The sequence below is a fragment of the Meridianimarinicoccus aquatilis genome (genome assembly GCF_004358675.1).
In the GTDB taxonomy this organism is placed as follows: Bacteria; Pseudomonadota; Alphaproteobacteria; order Rhodobacterales; family Rhodobacteraceae; genus Meridianimarinicoccus; species Meridianimarinicoccus aquatilis.
In genome coordinates this window covers 1-17,500 of the sequence record NZ_SMZO01000056.1, presented here as the reverse complement: position 1 = coordinate 17,500, position 17,500 = coordinate 1, and the positions used below count along the sequence as shown (strand labels likewise).

Here is a 17,500-nt window from a genome sequence, read left to right as displayed (position 1 = left end):
CAACTACCTAATCCAACGCGGGCTAATCCAATGGCGATAAATCTTTCCCCCGAAGGGCTCATAGGGTATTACTCTCCGTTTCCAGAGGCTATTCCCTACCATTGGGCATATTCCCACGCGTTACTAACCCGTCCGCCGCTAGATCCGAAGATCTCGCTCGACTTGCATGTGTTAGGCCTGCCGCCAGCGTTCGTTCTGAGCCAGGATCAAACTCTCAAGTTGAAACACCCGAAGGTGTATCCTTGACGTTCGAACCTCTGCACATCATTCAATGCGCTACCGCTTCGCTACTTGAGCGCAACAGTCTCGCACCAAACATCTTCTGTTTCTCGTGCATCAGTTTCCAAAGAAACGTGATACCGACAAACAGTGAAGCTGACACTTCATCATCGGACCCAAAAGCCCTAGAAGCGTTGATATGAAAGAGGCTGATCCATCGAACAGACCAAACCGCCCACATATCTCTTCAGATACTCAATTGTCAAAAAGCGCGGGCCCCGAAAAGCCCAGAGACAAAATCAACCGTGTACCGCCAAATCTACTTGGCGCTACCCGCTCAAATCTGCCCAAATTCTTGTTCCCGAAACCGCTTGGCTGCCTAAGCAACCGTCCGGCCCGTTCCCCGTCAGTGCGTCGCCGCCCCGTCGGTGAAGGGGTGTCTAAACAGACCAAACAAAAGGCGCAAGCAGTTTCTCACACAAAAAAGAACTTTTCATAAGAAAAAGAGAAAATGTATTTTTATCAATGAGTTATGGGAAATTGAGCGGTGACGCAGGGGCATATCCCAGCGTCAGCCTCCTCGCGGATGGGCTGATTTCATTGCGCCACCGCGCACCTGCAGCAACGGCCCCTGTATTGCTGGGATTCGCAATGCAAGCAGGCACACGATAGCCCCCAAGTACAACAGTGGCTCCCATTGCCAGCCTTTGACCAGCATTACGAAGTGCACTGCACCAAGCAGCACTGCCAGATAGGTCAGCTTGTGCAATTTCCGCCACAGCGGCCCCAACCGCCGCACGGACCAGTTGTTGGATGTCATTGCCAATGGCTGCAGGCACAGAAAGCCAACCATGCCGATGGTGATGTACGGGCGCTTCACGATATCTGACCAGATCAGCGCAATCGACCGCAGATCCAACACTAGCCAGACCAGCAAATGCGCCGCCACATAGGAAAAGGCCAATACACCGATAGCCCGACGGAACCGCATTAAGTTGATCCGAACAAACCGGATCAGCGGGGTGATGCAAAGTCCTGCCACCAACAGTTGCAGCGCTATCAACCCATAGCGATGCTCCAGCGCCTTGATCGGTTCAGGACCAAGCCCGCCTGTCGCCCCCTGATAGAAGAGCCACCCCATCGGGACGGCCCCCATCAAATAGACGCTCCAGACCGGCACGCGGCGCACCGTCTTGTTGATCGGATCAGCCAAGCCCATCAGAACGACTTCTGCAAATCCATGCCGTCATAAAGTGCTGCCACATCTTCTTCATAGCCGTTGAACATCAGTGTATCTTGCCGTGAGGCAAATAACCCACCGCCCACCATCCGCTCCGTGGCCTGACTCCACCGCGGGTGGTCAACTGCCGGGTTCACGTTGCTATAAAAGCCGTATTCATTCGGCGCGATCATGTTCCAGCTTGTCTTGGGCTCTTCAGCCACCAACGAAATCTTCACAATCGACTTGATCGATTTGAACCCGTACTTCCACGGCACAACCAATCGGATCGGCGCACCGTTCTGGTTGGGCATGGGCTTCCCGTACAATCCCGTCGCCATTATCGTCAGAGGATGCATTGCTTCGTCCAGCCGCAACCCTTCACGATAAGGCCAGTCAATCACCGGGCTGCGCGTGCCGCGCATTTCTTCTGGGCGGTACAAGGTTTCAAAAGCAACGTATTTCGCACCGGACTGCACGCCCACCTTATCCAGTAGCTGCGCAAGCTCGAACCCGTTCCACGGAATGACCATCGACCACGCTTCAACACAGCGGAAGCGATAGATACGTTCTTCCATGGTCATGCCGGTGACAAGTTCGGCAAAGTCATAAGTGCCCGGAGCGTCCACCAGCCCATCAATTTCGATCGACCATGGGTCCGTGGTCATCGCGCTGGCGTAGCGCGCCGGGTCTTCCTTGCCGGTCCCGAATTCGTAGAAATTGTTATAGCTGGTAATATCCTCATAGGAATTCGGTTCCAGATCGCCCTGCGCAACCCCGCGCCCGGCAATCCCGCCAAGCGACAGGGCGCCCATGCCTGCCAGAATTTGCCGACGATTCACAAATACGGATTCGGGCGTAACGTCGGCCCAGCTCAGCTTAGGTGTCTTGATGGCCATGATGCCCTCCATGCGTTTCGTTCATAACGTAGTCACGCAGCAAAAGAGGGCAAAGCAATCCAGATCACGCAATTGTAAGCGAAATACCTCAGGACGTGATCCGTTCCGGCTCTGGAAACAGCTCATTCATGCGAATTGATCGCCCATTGGGCTGCACAACCCGCACATGGGCACGGGTCAGCTTGCGCGGGTCACCGACGCCCACGGAATGCGCGATCATCTCGACATCCTTGATGACGCTGGTCGCATAGTTGGCAACCTTGCGGTATTTGTCCTCGACGACCAACCCTTGCTGAAGGCGTGGATCGTGGGTCGTTATGCCTGTTGGGCACGTGTTCCTGTTGCATTTCAGCGCCTGAATACACCCAAGCGAAAACATGAACCCGCGCGCAGACACGACAAAATCCGCACCCGTCGCCAAGGCCCATGCCACGTCGCCCGGATTGACCAGTTTCGCACTGGCAATCAGGCGGATGCGCTGGCGCAGGCCAAATTCATGCAGCATGTCCACCGTGCGCGGAAGCGCATCGCGGATCGGCATACCCACCAAATCCATCAGTGGCATGGGCGATGCCCCGGTGCCGCCCTCGCCGCCATCGATTGTTATGAAATCCGGGGCCGACTCCGCACCGCGCGCGTTGATCTCTTCGAACAGCTCCCGCAGCCCATCAACGGACCCGATGCACATTTTCACACCGACAGGCTTGCCCGACACGTCCCGTACATGGCCGACAAAATCCAGAAGCTCGCCCCAGTTATGCACTTCCTCGTGGCGATTGGGGGAATGGCTGGTCTTGCCCACCTCAATACCGCGCACTTTGGCGATCTCTTCCGTAACCTTTTCGCCCGGCAGGATACCGCCCTTGCCCGGCTTGGCGCCCTGGCTAAGCTTGATTTCGAACATCCTTATGGTCTCGTGCGCCCCAACGGCCGCGAGTTTGGCGTCATCCAACTGACCCTCGGGCGTTCGTACACCATATTTTGCCGTGCCGATTTGATAGACCAGATCGCAACCACTTTTCAGGTGATAATCCGAAACGCCGCCTTCACCCGTATTCATCCAGACCCCGGCTTCTTTTGCGCCAAGCGCCAATGCCTTGACCGCCGGTGCCGAAATCGCGCCATAGCTCATGCCGGAAATGTTGAAAAAGGACCGCGCCACAAAAGGGACCCTGGCCCCCGGCCCGATCATCAACGGCGCTGCAGGCGCGGCCTCTTCATCCAGCGGCGGAAAGGCAGAATTCACGAAAATCGATGTGCCAACCGTTTCGATATTTCGGGTGGAGCCAAAGGCGATGGTGTTTCCCGTGCCGCTTGCCGCATGTTCGACCCAGCCACGCTGCGCCCTGTTGAACGGCATTTCTTCACGATCCATCGCAAAGAAATACTGGCGGAAAAACTCGCCAAGGGTGGAAAACAGATACCGAAAGCGCCCCAAAACCGGATAGTTCCGGCGGATCGCGTCCTTGGTTTGTAAGGTATCTACGACAAACAGAACGACGATCGCCGTCAGGCCAATCGCCACCCCGAGCACAAGCATCATGCCCAAAAAGTTCAGACCGCGTTCGACAAATTCCATAGGGGCACCCTCCGCTTAGCTGCACGGAAGATAGCGACACAGAACCGGGTCAGTAGCAAATGACAAATCCACGCAACCGGCCAGGGGCGGCCACCGCATCGGGCGCTGACGTCACTCCACAGGGATACGGATCTCTGCCATTGCCTGCATGACCAACGGATCAAGCCTGTCCCCGCCCGCCTCGGCGTGAGCCAGCAACTGGGTTCGCATTCGCGGCTCCCAGAAATCGTTGATATGGGCCGCGACCGAAGACGCCTGACCATCGCCGGGCTGCGTCTTGAAGAAGGTCGCGATCTGGTTGGCCATCATAATCATTTTTTCAGGCGACATCACTGGCTCCTGTCTGAATCCGATGAGGATGGGAATAAAGATCGAAGCCGCCCGCGCGGACAAAGGCAGCCAGCGTAATTCCCGCCTCCTGCGCAAGGCGCAACGCTCGTGCGGTCGGGGCCGAGGCAGCAATCAGTACGGGGCACCCCGCCATGGCGCATTTTTGAACCATCTCGACCGATACCCGCGAAGTCAGCACAAAAGCCCCACCGCGCGCATTCAGCCCGTCCCGCGCCATCGCGCCAATCAGCTTGTCCAACGCATTGTGCCGTCCGACATCCTCGCGCACCAAGCCGATCCCCGCGCCAGGCCTCAGAAACCCCGCCGCGTGCACCGCGCGGGTCTGGTCGTGCAACGGCTGAAATTTGCGCAGTTCATCCGTCGCAGACGCAACATCACGCACATCAAGACGCAGACCGGCCCCGCCAACCTGCGGAAGCGGGCGCAACGCCTGCTCCAGGCTATCAATCCCGCACAGCCCGCACCCGACCGGGCCCAGCATTGCACGCCGCCGTGTCTTGAGCGCTGCCGCCCGGTCCCCTTGCAACCAGAACCGCGCCTCTATGCCCGCGCCGTGCTCTACAATCTCGAAACTCTCCACCTCGTCCAGCGACGCGATGAACCCTTCGGTCAGCGCGAAACCCTTGGCGAAATCTTCAAGATCGGCGGGCGTGGTCATCATCACCGCCTGCGTGCTGCCATCCATCACGATGGCAACCGGCGTTTCCTCGGGCAAGGCACGGGCAATGGTGTGCCGCCCGTCCTGCCGGACTGCCATTCCGGGCATGCTGCGCAAGGGGTGGGGCATCGTCACTCTGCCGCCGGCAGAATACGCCGCGCTTGCGCCGCTTGCGCTGCGTAATCCTCTTGCCAGTCCGTTGGACCATTTGACAGGCTCACCTGCACGGCCGTCACCTTGTATTCCGGGCAGTTCGTGGCCCAGTCAGAGTAATCGGTGGTGATCACATTGGCCTGCGTATCGGGATGGTGAAACGTCGTGTAGACCACACCGGGACTGACCCGATCCGTCAGTTCAACCCGCAGCGCGGTTTCCCCGGACCGGCTGGCAAGCTTGACCCAAGACCCTTCGGTGATTCCGCGCACTTCCGCATCGTGAGGGTGAATTTCCAGCACATCTGCCTCGTGCCAGACGACATTCTCGGTCCGGCGCGTCTGCGCGCCAACATTATACTGCGACAGAATCCGGCCAGTGGTCAGCAGTAGCGGGAAACGCGGACCGGTCTTTTCCTCGGTCGCAACATACTCGGTACGGATGAACCGCCCCTTGCCGCGCACAAACCCATCCACATGCATCAATGGCGTGCCGTCTGGGTGATCTTCATTGCACGGCCACTGAACAGACCCCTTTTCCTCAAGCAGGTCATAGGTGACTCCCGCAAAGCTGGGCGTGGTCGCCGCGATTTCGTCCATGATCTGTGACGGGTGGGTATAAGCCCAGTCAGCCCCCATCGCCTGCGCCAAAAGCTGGGTCACTTCCCAATCGGCATACCCATTGCGGGGGGCCATGACCTTGCGCACGCGATTGATACGCCGCTCGGCATTGGTGAACGTGCCGTCTTTTTCAAGAAAGGTCGAACCGGGCAGGAACACATGAGCGTAATTCGCCGTCTCGTTCAGGAAAAGATCGTGGACGATAACACATTCCATCGCGGCGAGACCCGCCGCCACGTGCTTGGTATCCGGATCAGACTGCAAAATGTCTTCACCCTGACAATACAGCCCCTTGAAAGTGCCCTCCACGGCGGCATCCAACATATTGGGTATGCGCAACCCTGGCTCTGGGTCGATCTGGACGCCCCAAGCCTGTTCAAAGATGCCGCGCACATCCGCGTTCTTCACATGGCGATACCCCGGCAATTCATGCGGGAAACTGCCCATGTCGCACGATCCCTGCACGTTGTTCTGCCCGCGCAACGGGTTCACGCCGACGCCCTCACGGCCCACATTACCCGTGAGCATGGCAAGGTTCGCAATACCGATGACGGTGGTCGACCCTTGGCTGTGCTCGGTCACGCCCAGCCCGTAATAGATCGCGCCATTGCCGCCCGTGGCAAACAACCGGGCCGCCGCGCGCAACTCCGCTGCCGGAACGCCCGTCAGAATCTCGGTCGCTTCAGGGCTGTGGCGCGGGTCGCGCACGAACTCGGCATAATCCTGAAACGCGTCCCAATCGCACCGCTCACGGATATAAGCTTCGTCCATCAACCCTTCGGTGACGATCACATGGGCGAGCGCCGTCACGACCGAAACGTTGGTGCCAGGCCGCAGCGCAAGGTGATGGGACGCCTCGATATGCGCGGATTTCACCAGATCGATCCGGCGTGGATCAATCACGATCAGCTTCGCGCCCTGTCGCAACCGTTTTTTCAAACGCGAAGCAAAGACCGGGTGCCCATCCGTCGGGTTGGCGCCGATAACAATCACGACATCGGTCTGCTCAACGCTGTCAAAATTCTGCGTGCCCGCCGACGTGCCAAATGTCTGGCCAAGCCCGTACCCGGTGGGCGAATGACACACCCGCGCACAGGTATCGGTGTTGTTGTTCATGAACACGCCGCGCGCCAGCTTCTGAACAAGAAACGTTTCCTCGTTCGTGCAGCGGCTTGAAGTGATCACCCCGATCGACCGCCGCCCGTGCTTTTGCTGAAGAGCGCGCATACGATCAGCGGCAAAGCCCAGCGCTTCATCCCAACTGACCTCTTGCCAGGGATCGGTGATCGCCTCGCGGATCATGGGTTTCAGAATACGGTCCTGATGCGCAGCATAGCCATAAGCGAAACGCCCTTTTACACAGCTATGCCCCCGGTTCGCCTTGCCGTTCTTATAGGGAACCATGCGCACCAGCTGATCGCCGTTCAGTTCGGCCTTGAACGAACATCCCACACCGCAATAGGCGCAAGTGGTGATCACAGACCGCTCTGGAGTGCCGATTTCGATCACAGAGTTCTCTTGAAGCGTCGCTGTCGGGCAGGCCGCCACGCACGCCCCGCAGCTTACGCAATCCGAGGTCAGGAAACTGTCCGCCGGTCCGCCCGCTTTGACCCGGCTGTCAAACCCGCGCCCCTCAATGGTCAGCGCAAAGGTGCCCTGCACCTCTTCACAGGCCCGCACACAGCGCGAGCAAACGATGCACTTGGCCGGATCATAGGTAAAATACGGGTTGCTCTCATCCTTGGCCGTCCAGTTGGGGTTGGCCTCACCGCTGGTGTTGCGTGCCTCAAAATGGTTCGACAGCCCGGCGCCCTCTGGCGCGGTGTAGCGCACATCACGCAGACCCACGGCACCGGCCATATCCTGCAATTCGCAATCGCCATTGGCCGCACAGGTCAGGCAATCCAACGGATGATCAGAGATATACAGCTCCATCACGCCCTTACGGATTTTTTGCACCTTGCCGCTTTGGGTGCGCACCACCATGCCCTCGGCCACCGGCGTCGTGCAGGACGCAGGCGTGCCCCGCCGACCTTCGATCTCGACAACGCACAAACGGCAGGACCCGAACGCGTCAAGGCTGTCAGTGGCGCACAGCTTGGGCACCTGAATGCCCGCTTCGGCCGCAGCTCGCATGACGGACGTCCCTTCTGGAACCGTCACGTCGAAGCCGTCGATGGTCAGCGTAACCGGAGCGCCGGTCTGTGCAGGCGTGCCCATATCACGATCATCGCTTGGGAGAATAAAGTCTTTCATGCCGTCCCCCCGCCAACCAGCTTCACATCATATACCCCAAGAGATTTCCCGAAAGTCTTCCGTGTCATTCCGCGGCCTCCTGCTTGGTGGCAAAATCATCCGGAAACTGCGTCAGCGCTGACATGACGGGAAATGGCGTAAAGCCCCCCAAGGCGCACAGCGATCCATCCTTCATCGTTTCACACAGGTCAGTCAGCAACTCTTGCGCGCCCGCATCCCCCGCAGCGATCCGGTCAATCGTTTCCACACCGCGCACCGCCCCGATCCGGCATGGCGTACACTTACCGCAACTTTCGATGGCGCAAAATTCCATGGCAAAGCGGGCCATTTGCAGCATGTCTGCCTGATCATCGAACACGACCAGCCCTGCATGACCAATCAACCCGCCGTTCTGGTCGAATTCTTCATACCCCATGGGCGTGTCAAACTTGGAAACCGGCATATACGCCCCAAGCGGGCCACCAACCTGAACAGCCTTCACAGGCCGCCCCGTTGCCGTCCCGCCGCCAATGTCGTTCACCACATCGCCAAGGCTGATGCCGAAGGCCGTTTCAAAAAGCCCGCCGCGCTTGACGTTCCCGGCAATCTGCAACGTCGCCGTCCCCCGCGACCGGCCCAGCCCGAAATCGGCATAGGCCTGCGCGCCCTTCTCGAAAATCACCGGCACTGTGGCAAGGCTGATGACATTGTTGACCACGGTCGGTCGCCCCAGGAACCCTTCCAACGCAGGCAAAGGCGGCTTGGCCCGCACAACACCGCGTTTGCCCTCAAGGCTATTGAGCAACGATGTTTCTTCGCCGCACACATACGCCCCGGCGCCAACGCGGATTTCCATATCGAACGTCCTGCCGGACCCAAGCAGATCCGCGCCCAGAACCCCGGCTTTGCGCGCAAGGTCCACCGCCTTCGTCATCACGGCGATCGCATCCGGGTATTCTGACCGAAGATAGACGTAGCCCTTGCGCGCCCCGACCCCAAGCGCGGCAATCGCCATGCCTTCAATCAGCGTGAAGGGGTCGCCTTCCATGATCATCCGGTCCGCAAACGTGCCGCTATCGCCCTCATCGGCGTTGCACACGATGTATTTCTGCGGCGCGTCCGCCTCCAGAACGGTCTTCCACTTGATGCCCGTCGGAAAACCCGCACCGCCGCGACCGCGCAAGCCCGATGCTGTCACTTCTTCGACAATCTCGGCCCCCGTCATCGCCGCCGCCCGGCGCAACCCGGCAAGCCCACCATGCGCCTCGTAGTCGGCCAGTGACAGCGGGTCGATCACACCGCAGCGGGCAAAGGTCAGCCGCGTCTGCCGTTTCATCCATTCCAGATCATCGGTCAGGCCGAGCCCATCCAGCGTACCATCCAGCAAGCCCGGCACATCGGCCACAGTGACCGGACCAAACGCTTCGCGCCCCGCGCCGCGATCCACTTCGACCAACGGCTCAAGCCAGATCATCCCGCGCGTCCCGTTGCGGATGATCTCAACATCCAGCCCCCGCAAAGCGGCCTCTGACGCAATGGCGGCCGCCACATCATCTGCTCCGACCGATTTAGCAGCGCTATCGCCGGGAACATAGACCTTCATGCGCCCGCCTCCGCCAACAAGGCATCCATCCGCACGCTGTCGAGTCGGCCGATGACCTTGTCATCCACCATCGCCGCAGGCCCGCAGGCACACAGCCCAAGGCAATAGACCGGCTCAATCGTGACCGCGCCATTGGCCGTCGTGCCGTGCCACGCCACACCAAGCCGCGCGAGCGTCGCCTCGGCCAATTCGGTCCCGCCGACCGCCTGACACGCCTCGGCCCGGCAAATCTTGACCACGTGCCGCCCCGCCGGAACGTCGCGAAAGTCATGATAAAACGACATCACGCCATGCAATTCGGCCCGCGTGATATTCAGCGCCTCGGTGATCAGGGGCATGGCCGCCTCGGGAACATGGCCAAACGCGTCTTGAAGCGCGTGCAGTATCGGCAACAACGGCCCCTCAAGGTGCAAATGCGGCGCGATCAAGTCACTAAGTTCCGCGACTGTCGGCGCTGCGGCATGGCGTGTCATAAGAGTCTCCCGGCGGTTATTCCTTTCCTCGTAGTCAAACTTGCATTAAAAATTCAATATTGAAATTCCGTTGATCGATTTGGTTTATCAATCAATCGCCATGTCGCGCCCATGAGTCATCAAGGCTTGCAATACGGGCGTCTGGGGTTCCTGATGTGGCGCAACAAGCCCCACTTGATGGGCCGGCACGCCGCCATCCAGCGGCAAAACCCGCAACGGCTGACCCGCTGCCAGAAACGCGGCCATATCCGTGGGCAGGATCGTGGCCCAAGGCCCTGCCACCACGTTCGATACCAAAACCACCGTTGAATTCGATTCAATCGGCGACAAGGGCGTCACGCCTGCCTCCATGAAATTGCGATTGATGATCCGCCTGTTTTGCATGTCAGGCGTCAGCAAACAGAGCTGCACATCCGCCAGATCCGCCCAATTGGCGCGCGCCCGTGCCGCCAGAGGGTGGGTTTCATGACACACAAGTGTATACGTCTCACGGTACAGGCCCACATTGGTCACGCGCCCCAACGGCTCGTTGTCCAGATAGGACAACCCGATATCCGCCTCCAGCGTTTCGATCATGGTCAGCACCTCGTGGGAAGATCGCGACAGGATCGAAAACTCCACATTGGGGTTCTGGCGGTTGAAACTCGTCGCCAGCCGCGACGCCCATGTCAAAGCAGTCGGGATCACGGCAAGCCGCACCTTCCCAGACAAACCCAGCCGGGTCGCCCGCATTTCGTCGCGCAAACGCCGCGCATCGCCAACGATCTGGCGCGCAGCCAACAAGGTGTGCTGGCCTTCGGGCGTCAATCCACCAAACCGCGAGCCGCGTTGCACCAGTTTGACCCCAAGATGCGCCTCAAGCTGCTTGATCCCGGTGGACAGGGTCGGCTGCGTAATCCCCAAACTGTCTGCCGCACGGCCAAAATGCCGCTCGCGGGCCAGCGCAATGAACATTTCAAGCTTCGCGATCATCTTGAACAGCCCCCGGGAAAACGCCTTCAGACCAGCCAAACTTGCGCAGCCTCAGAACCGTATGTCACGACCAATAACGTTTTTTTGTGTGGAATGCGCGCGTTGAGCGGGCTTAGCGAGCAAACCCAAACGGTCAAGCCAGTCTGGTAAATGTGCAGCCATTGGACACGCAAAAACCAGCTCTAACTCTCTGCAACGGCGGAAGATACCGCCTCTTGCAACATCAGGAGACTTCGAATGATCCGTACTACAATGACCGCGATTGCCCTGTCCACCATTGTGGCAGCCCCGGCTTTTGCCGAAGGTCACAGTGCCGATATCGTGGATACAGCCGTCGCTGCCGGAAACTTCACAACTCTTGTCGCTGCCGTCGAAGCCGCTGGCCTGGTAGACACCCTCAAGGGCGAGGGTCCGTTCACTGTTTTCGCCCCGACCGACGACGCATTTTCCCTTCTTCCCGAGGGCACGGTTCCAACTTTGCTTGAGAATATCCCATCGTTGACCGGCGTGCTGACATATCACGTCGTACCGGGCAAAGTCATGTCCAGTGATCTTTCTGATGGCATGACCGCAGAAACCGTCAATGGCCAGTCGGTCACGATCACAATCGAGGAGGGTGTTGTCATGGTTGACGGCGCCACCGTCACAACGGCCGATATCGAGACAAGCAATGGCGTTATCCACGTGATTGACAGTGTGATCCTCCCAAGCATGTAAACCCTGCAAACCAACCGCAGCGTTATCAGGCCCTGATCTTGAAGATCGGGGCCTTTTTCCATTGCGGCCAGTCGTTCGCAAAATAAATCAATTGCGTGTGAAACTTCTCAGGTGCTGACCCCGTGCCTTCATTGACCAACACAGGTCACCAAAGACATGAGAAGGGAAAGCAATGCGACTACCAAATCTTCCGATGGCAACTGCCATCGTGATTGCAGCCGCGAGCGCAGCCCAATCCGGCACGTTCAACTACGAAGCAAACCTCAGGGATATCAACGGCCTTGGCGGCTCCGCCACGGCAGCACTTGTTTACGATAATATTGCAAACACGCTGGGCGTCAGTATTCGGGGCCAAGGCTTTGAACCCGGCATGCTCCATGTTCAGCACATTCACGGGTCAAACAATTCCGATGGCTCGGCCATCGATTCCGTGACACCCACCATCGCAGCAGACGATCCTGCAAATGGCGGCGACGGCGATGGCTTTATCGACCTCATCGAGGGTGTCCCCTCCTATGGCGGCATCTTGTTGTCGCTCTTCGACGAAGGCAACACCGGCAATGGGTTCAGCGGGTTTCCAGCCGTCGGCACCGACGGCATGCTGATGTTCGACTACACATTCGACCTGGCCACCACCGGCGCACTGAACACCGGTGTTACAGCGTCTGACCTGTTTCCACTCGATTTCCGCGAAATTGTAATCCACGGCGCGTTTATCCCCGACGGGGTTGGCGGCGTGTCTGACGGCACAAGCCCGCTCGACATCATGGGCGCGGGGTACTCGAACTTCATCCCGGTGGCAGCCGGTGAAATCACCGCCGCCCCCGTACCGCTTCCCGCAGCTCTTTGGATGTTGCTTGCTGGGGTCGGCGGACTGGGTGCAGTGCGCGCGCGCCGCTCAAAGCAGGCCTGACACACAAGGTACCGGTTGCGCCCCAAGGCAGCCGGGAGCGGGACAAGAGTGCGGGCCGCACAGGCACGCATTGGTTTCAGATTAAAAATGCCGATCGGCACACAGGTTAAAGAGTAATCCCGCGGAAGCCCCGGCCATGACAGCCGGGGCTTTTTCTTGTCGCAAGGTCAGTGAATGACCGCGTCTTCCGGCTTTGGCTTGCCTGTGCTGCCAACCCGGTCGCCAATGAGCAGCCCATCAGCGCCCGCCGTCACCGGCAAGGTCGACCCATCAAGCAGATCGCCGGACAGGATCATCTCTGCCAACGGATCCTGCACAGCCCGCTGAATCACCCGCTTCAAAGGCCGCGCCCCAAAGACAGGGTCGTACCCTTCATCCGCCAGCCACTTGCGCGCATCCGAATCCAGCGTCAGCGTGATCTTACGGGCCGCCAGACGGCGCTCCAACTGGGCGAGCTGGATATCAACGATACCGGTCATGTCGTCCCGCGACAGGCGGTCAAAGATGATCGTCTCATCAAGCCGGTTCAGGAATTCGGGGCGGAAATGGGCCCGCACCGCATCCATCACATCCCGGCGCGCCGCCGCGATATCCCCGCCTTCCGGCAGTTGGCTCAGCGCTTGCGCCCCCAGGTTCGACGTCAACACGATCAGCGTCTGCTTGAAATCGACCCGGCGCCCCTGACCATCAGTCAGAATACCATCGTCCAGCACCTGAAGAAGCACGTTGAACACATCAGGATGCGCCTTTTCAACTTCGTCAAACAGGATCACCTGATACGGACGCCGCCGCACCGCTTCGGTCAGAACACCGCCTTCGTCATAGCCAACATACCCCGGAGGCGCCCCGATCAGCCGCGCAACAGCGTGCTTTTCCATGAACTCCGACATGTCGATCCGAACCATCGCGCTGTCATCGTCAAACAGATACTCGGCCACCGCTTTGGTCAGCTCGGTCTTGCCCACGCCGGTTGGCCCAAGGAACAGAAAACTGCCCAATGGCCGGTTCTCGTCGTGCAACCCGGCACGCGCCCGGCGCACCGCATTGGCGACGGCCTTGACCGCTGCACCTTGCCCGATCACGCGCTTGCCCAACTCGTCTTCCATACGAAGCAGCTTGTCCCTCTCGCCCTCCAGCATCTTTGCCACAGGAATTCCGGTCCAGCGTTCGACAACACCGGCGATCTGCTCGGGAAGCACCGCTTCGCCAACCATCACGTCACTCTCGGTGTCTTCCGCCCCTTCAAGCTGACGCTCAAGCTGCGGGATCACGCCGTAAGACAACTCACCAGCCCGCGCCAGATTGCCCTCACGCTTGGCCTGATCCAACTCGGCCCGCGCCCGGTCCAACTGTTCCTTCAGATCGCGCGCACCGGCCAGCTTGTCGCGCTCGGCCTGCCACTTCACTGTCATCTCTGATGACCGCTGCTGCAAACCCGACAACTCGACTTCCAGCTTTTCAAGCCGGTCCCGCGACGCCTGATCGTCTTCTTTCTTCAGGGCCTCGGCCTCGATCTGCAATTGCAGGATCTGCCGGTCCAACGCGTCCAGCTCTTCGGGCTTGCTGTCCACAGCCATGCGCAAACGGCTCGCTGCTTCGTCCACAAGGTCAATCGCCTTGTCCGGCAAGAACCGGTCGGTGATATAGCGATTGCTCAGGGTCGCCGCCGCCACCAAGGCAGAATCGCTGATCCGCACACCATGGTGCAGTTCATACTTTTCCTTGATGCCGCGCAGAATGCTCACCGTGTCCTCCACCGTGGGCTCTTCGACCAGAACGGGCTGGAACCGCCGCGCAAGCGCCGCATCCTTTTCCACATGCTTGCGGTACTCATCCAGCGTGGTCGCGCCCACACAGTGCAATTCGCCCCGCGCAAGCGCCGGCTTGATCAGGTTGGCCGCATCCATGGCGCCATCCGCCTTGCCCGCGCCGACAAGCGTGTGCATCTCGTCGATGAACAGAATAATCTCGCCCGCCGCAGCGGTGATTTCATTCAGAATCGACTTCAAACGCTCCTCGAACTCGCCGCGATACTTCGCACCGGCAATCAACGCACCCATATCCAGCGCCATCAATTTCTTGTCGCGCAGGCTTTCGGGCACATCCCCGTTGATGATGCGCAGGGCAAGACCCTCGGCGATGGCGGTCTTACCAACACCGGGCTCCCCGATCAGAACCGGGTTGTTCTTGGTCCGGCGCGACAACACCTGCATCGTGCGGCGAATCTCTTCGTCGCGGCCGATGATGGGGTCAATCTTGCCGTCCCGCGCCGCTTCGGTCAGATCGCGGGCGAACTTCTTCAACGCTTCATAACCGTCCTCGGCTGTGGCGCTGTCCGCTGTGCGGCCTTTACGCAAATCGTTCACCGCTTCGTTCAGCTTCTGAGCAGACACGGCCCCCGCCTCAAGCGCCTCGCGCGCCTTTGACTTGACCATGGCAAGCGCCGTCAGGATCCGCTCCACAGGAACGAAACTATCCCCGGCCTTCTGGGCAAGCTTTTCGGCTTCGTCCAAAACCTTGGCGGTTTGCTGATCCATATAGGTCTGACCGGCATCGCCGCTGACCTTCGGCATTTTCGACAGCGACAGTTCGGTCGCCTCGCGCACGCGCTCAGGCGCGCCGCCTGCCCGTTTGATCAACGTTGTGGCAAAGCCTTCTTCGTCGTCCAACAGGGCCTTCAACAAGTGTTCCGGGGCCAGCTTTTGATGGTTATCCCGCATCGCGATGGTCTGCGCAGCTTGCAAGAATCCGCGCGACCGCTCCGTGAATTTCTCCAAATTCATGGCAGTCTCCTTTTCATAAAGCGCCCGGTGGTATCCCGCCCAAAGTGCGGCACAGGATCGTCGGGCCTCGACTGATATGTGGGGAGCGCACGCTGCCCGCGCAAGACTGGCCCTTTGACAAAGCGCATCGCGCCCTGCGGCTTGACAACGCGCCGCACCAAACGCCATCACCCACCAACTCAATAGCGGAGCCCGACATGACCCAATCTCACAGCGATGACCGCCTGATCCTGGCTCTTGATGTGCCTGACGCGCTCAGCGGGCTGAACCTTGCCAACAAAATCGGCGATGCGGTCAGTTTCTACAAGATCGGGCTGGGGATGCTCACGGGCGGCGGGCTGGCTTTGGCCAACGAGCTGAAGGCAGAGCACGGCAAGCGCATCTTTCTCGACATGAAGCTGTTCGACATCGGCGCAACAGTCGAAGCCGCCGTACGCGGGCTGGCCCAGTTCGACCTCGACTTTCTGACGGTGCATGGCGACCCCCACGTTGTCCGCGCCGCGAAACAAGGCGCGGCCGGGTCGAACATGAAAATTCTCGGCGTGACCATCCTGACCTCGCTGGACCGGGCTGATCTTGACGATGCGCTGATCCGTGACGGCGCGATCCCCGACCTGGTGGCAGAGCGGGCCGGGCGCGCGTTTGATGCCGGGGCTGATGGCGTAATTGCCTCGCCAAACGAAGCGGCATTGATCCGCGCCCTGCCAGAATCGGCGGGCCGCCTGATCGTCACCCCCGGCGTGCGCCCCGCTGGTGCGGACAAAGGCGACCAGAAACGCGTCGCCACGCCGGCCGCCGCCATTGCCGCCGGTGCCGACCACATCGTCGTCGGTCGCCCGATTTGGCAAGCTGACGACCCACGCGCCGCCGCTCAGGCAATTCTGGCGGAACTCAGCTAACGGCCCTCGCATCGGCCTGCGGGACTCTGCCTCATGACATGGCATAAAAGAGTCCGACAAGACTCCTACACGTGTCATACACGATTCATACACCTGTTTTTGCCGCCTCAAGGCCCCCATGCCCGCCCTTTGCCGCGACTGCCTAACCCCTTTCGAAACCGGCCGGCGCTGCCCGGCCTGTCTCTCTCCGCGCGTGCTGTCGCATCCCGAACTTTTCGATCTGTCCATCGCGCATATGGATTGCGACGCTTTCTATGCCTCTGTCGAAAAACGGGATAACCCCGAATTGCGCGACAAGCCGGTGATCATCGGCGGGGGGCGGCGCGGGGTGGTGTCCACCGCCTGCTACATCGCCCGGATCAAAGGCGTCCGTTCCGCGATGCCCATGTTCAAGGCGCTGCAACTCTGCCCCGAAGCGGTGACCGTCAAAGGCCGCATGGACGCCTATGCAGAAGCCTCTCGCGCGATCCGTAACCTAATGGAATCGCTGACGCCTTCCATTGAACCGCTATCCCTTGATGAAGCCTTTCTTGACCTCACAGGCACCGCCAAACTACACGGCGCACCGCCTGCCGTAATGCTGGCCCGACTGGTGCGCGACATGGAAACGGAACTCGGCCTGACCGGCTCCGTCGGCCTGTCGCACAACAAGTTTCTGGCCAAAGTCGCCTCCGATCTCGATAAACCGCGCGGCTTTTCGGTGATCGGCAAGGCCGAAACCGCCGCCTTCCTGAAAGACAAACCGGTCCGGATGATCTGGGGCGTCGGCGGGGCCACACAGGCCGCACTCGACGCCGCTGGCATCCGCACCTTCGACGACCTCCGCCGCTGGGACAGGCGCGATCTGTCAGCCCGTTTCGGCAGCTTCGGTGACCGACTGTGGAACCTCGCAAGGGGACAGGACCGCCGCCGCATCTCGGCCCGCAACCCTGTGAAATCCATCAGTAAAGAAACGACTTTTTCCGAAGACACAGCCCATGACGATATTCTGGATGGGCATCTTTGGCGGCTGTCGCAGCAGGTGGCCGACCGGGCCAAGGCCAAGGAACTCGCGGGGCGTGTCGTAACCCTGAAGATAAAACAATCATCCCACGCCGTCGTCACGCGCCGCCATGCCCTACACGACCCGACGCAATTGGCCGACACAATATACCGCGAAGCGCGCAGCCTGCTGGACCGCGCCAACGTGGACGGACCATTTCGCCTG

General features: G+C 59.8%; 14 protein-coding genes and 1 rRNA gene (1 of these 15 cut by a window edge). 4 read left to right on the top strand and 11 right to left on the bottom strand.

Annotation, left to right across the window (positions count from 1 at the left end):
• From E2L05_RS17130 to E2L05_RS17085, 10 genes are all read right to left on the bottom strand, one after another.
• Positions 1-222: ribosomal RNA gene (locus E2L05_RS17130) — 16S ribosomal RNA — on the bottom strand (it extends 1,242 nt beyond the left edge of the window).
• A 568-nt stretch (positions 223-790) separates the two neighbouring features.
• Positions 791-1,438, bottom strand: a complete 648-nt coding sequence (msrQ, locus tag E2L05_RS17125) for a protein-methionine-sulfoxide reductase heme-binding subunit MsrQ (protein ID WP_133344054.1) — start codon at positions 1,436-1,438, stop codon at positions 791-793.
• Entirely contained in the window at positions 1,438-2,337 is a 900-nt protein-coding gene (gene msrP / locus E2L05_RS17120; RefSeq protein WP_133344053.1) for a protein-methionine-sulfoxide reductase catalytic subunit MsrP, read from the bottom strand. Before msrP ends, msrQ begins: the two co-directional genes overlap by 1 nt.
• Positions 2,338-2,425: 88 nt before the next feature.
• Positions 2,426-3,916: an FMN-binding glutamate synthase family protein gene (locus tag E2L05_RS17115; RefSeq protein WP_133344052.1), complete on the bottom strand. Its 1,491-nt coding sequence runs from the start codon at positions 3,914-3,916 to the stop codon at positions 2,426-2,428.
• A 111-nt stretch (positions 3,917-4,027) separates the two neighbouring features.
• On the bottom strand, positions 4,028-4,246 hold the full coding sequence (locus E2L05_RS17110; protein ID WP_133344051.1) for a formate dehydrogenase subunit delta: 219 nt from the start codon (positions 4,244-4,246) through the stop codon (positions 4,028-4,030).
• The gene (gene fdhD / locus E2L05_RS17105) at positions 4,236-5,054 is read right to left on the bottom strand and encodes a formate dehydrogenase accessory sulfurtransferase FdhD (protein WP_133344050.1); all 819 of its coding nucleotides are present in this window, start codon (positions 5,052-5,054) and stop codon (positions 4,236-4,238) included. Before fdhD ends, E2L05_RS17110 begins: the two co-directional genes overlap by 11 nt.
• A 2-nt stretch (positions 5,055-5,056) precedes the next feature.
• On the bottom strand, positions 5,057-7,954 hold the full coding sequence (fdhF, locus tag E2L05_RS17100) for a formate dehydrogenase subunit alpha (RefSeq protein WP_133344049.1): 2,898 nt from the start codon (positions 7,952-7,954) through the stop codon (positions 5,057-5,059).
• Positions 7,955-8,018: 64 nt separating this feature from the next.
• The gene (locus E2L05_RS17095; RefSeq protein ID WP_133344048.1) at positions 8,019-9,536 is read right to left on the bottom strand and encodes a formate dehydrogenase beta subunit; all 1,518 of its coding nucleotides are present in this window, start codon (positions 9,534-9,536) and stop codon (positions 8,019-8,021) included.
• Positions 9,533-10,009 (bottom strand): formate dehydrogenase subunit gamma, encoded by a 477-nt coding sequence (locus tag E2L05_RS17090; RefSeq protein WP_133344047.1) that lies wholly within the window; start codon positions 10,007-10,009, stop codon positions 9,533-9,535. The genes E2L05_RS17095 and E2L05_RS17090 overlap by 4 nt, the downstream gene beginning before the upstream one ends.
• Before the next feature lie 87 nt (positions 10,010-10,096).
• Positions 10,097-10,981, bottom strand: coding sequence for a LysR family transcriptional regulator (locus E2L05_RS17085; RefSeq protein WP_133344046.1), 885 nt, complete (start codon positions 10,979-10,981; stop codon positions 10,097-10,099).
• Positions 10,982-11,218: 237 nt separating this feature from the next.
• Here E2L05_RS17085 and E2L05_RS17080 point away from each other — a divergent pair, with 237 nt between their 5' ends.
• Entirely contained in the window at positions 11,219-11,698 is a 480-nt protein-coding gene (locus E2L05_RS17080; RefSeq protein WP_133344045.1) for a fasciclin domain-containing protein, read from the top strand.
• A gap of 172 nt (positions 11,699-11,870) precedes the next feature.
• On the top strand, positions 11,871-12,611 hold the full coding sequence (locus tag E2L05_RS17075; RefSeq protein WP_243722037.1) for a VPLPA-CTERM sorting domain-containing protein: 741 nt from the start codon (positions 11,871-11,873) through the stop codon (positions 12,609-12,611).
• A 167-nt stretch (positions 12,612-12,778) separates the two neighbouring features.
• Here the strand turns inward: E2L05_RS17075 and clpB are convergent, their stop codons facing one another.
• On the bottom strand, positions 12,779-15,394 hold the full coding sequence (clpB, locus tag E2L05_RS17070; protein ID WP_133344044.1) for an ATP-dependent chaperone ClpB: 2,616 nt from the start codon (positions 15,392-15,394) through the stop codon (positions 12,779-12,781).
• A 197-nt stretch (positions 15,395-15,591) separates the two neighbouring features.
• Here clpB and pyrF point away from each other — a divergent pair, with 197 nt between their 5' ends.
• Together pyrF and E2L05_RS17060 are read left to right on the top strand one after the other, a co-directional pair.
• Positions 15,592-16,293 (top strand): orotidine-5'-phosphate decarboxylase, encoded by a 702-nt coding sequence (gene pyrF / locus E2L05_RS17065; protein ID WP_133344043.1) that lies wholly within the window; start codon positions 15,592-15,594, stop codon positions 16,291-16,293.
• 118 nt (positions 16,294-16,411) lie between these two features.
• Positions 16,412-17,500 (top strand): DNA polymerase IV (locus E2L05_RS17060; RefSeq protein ID WP_133344042.1); only part of this gene is annotated, 1,089 nt, incomplete at its 3' end.

What these genes read in the sequence shown, in the direction of transcription:
- msrQ (WP_133344054.1), bottom strand. Translation starts at nt 1,438, where the DNA reads ATGGGCTTGGCTGATCCGATCAACAAGACGGTGCGCCGCGTGCCGGTC.
- msrP (WP_133344053.1), bottom strand. Translation starts at nt 2,337, where the DNA reads ATGGCCATCAAGACACCTAAGCTGAGCTGGGCCGACGTTACGCCCGAA.
- E2L05_RS17115 (WP_133344052.1), bottom strand. Translation starts at nt 3,916, where the DNA reads ATGGAATTTGTCGAACGCGGTCTGAACTTTTTGGGCATGATGCTTGTG.
- E2L05_RS17110 (WP_133344051.1), bottom strand. Translation starts at nt 4,246, where the DNA reads ATGTCGCCTGAAAAAATGATTATGATGGCCAACCAGATCGCGACCTTC.
- fdhD (WP_133344050.1), bottom strand. Translation starts at nt 5,054, where the DNA reads ATGCCCCACCCCTTGCGCAGCATGCCCGGAATGGCAGTCCGGCAGGAC.
- fdhF (WP_133344049.1), bottom strand. Translation starts at nt 7,954, where the DNA reads ATGAAAGACTTTATTCTCCCAAGCGATGATCGTGATATGGGCACGCCT.
- E2L05_RS17095 (WP_133344048.1), bottom strand. Translation starts at nt 9,536, where the DNA reads ATGAAGGTCTATGTTCCCGGCGATAGCGCTGCTAAATCGGTCGGAGCA.
- E2L05_RS17090 (WP_133344047.1), bottom strand. Translation starts at nt 10,009, where the DNA reads ATGACACGCCATGCCGCAGCGCCGACAGTCGCGGAACTTAGTGACTTG.
- E2L05_RS17085 (WP_133344046.1), bottom strand. Translation starts at nt 10,981, where the DNA reads ATGATCGCGAAGCTTGAAATGTTCATTGCGCTGGCCCGCGAGCGGCAT.
- E2L05_RS17080 (WP_133344045.1), top strand. Translation starts at nt 11,219, where the DNA reads ATGATCCGTACTACAATGACCGCGATTGCCCTGTCCACCATTGTGGCA.
- E2L05_RS17075 (WP_243722037.1), top strand. Translation starts at nt 11,871, where the DNA reads ATGCGACTACCAAATCTTCCGATGGCAACTGCCATCGTGATTGCAGCC.
- clpB (WP_133344044.1), bottom strand. Translation starts at nt 15,394, where the DNA reads ATGAATTTGGAGAAATTCACGGAGCGGTCGCGCGGATTCTTGCAAGCT.
- pyrF (WP_133344043.1), top strand. Translation starts at nt 15,592, where the DNA reads ATGACCCAATCTCACAGCGATGACCGCCTGATCCTGGCTCTTGATGTG.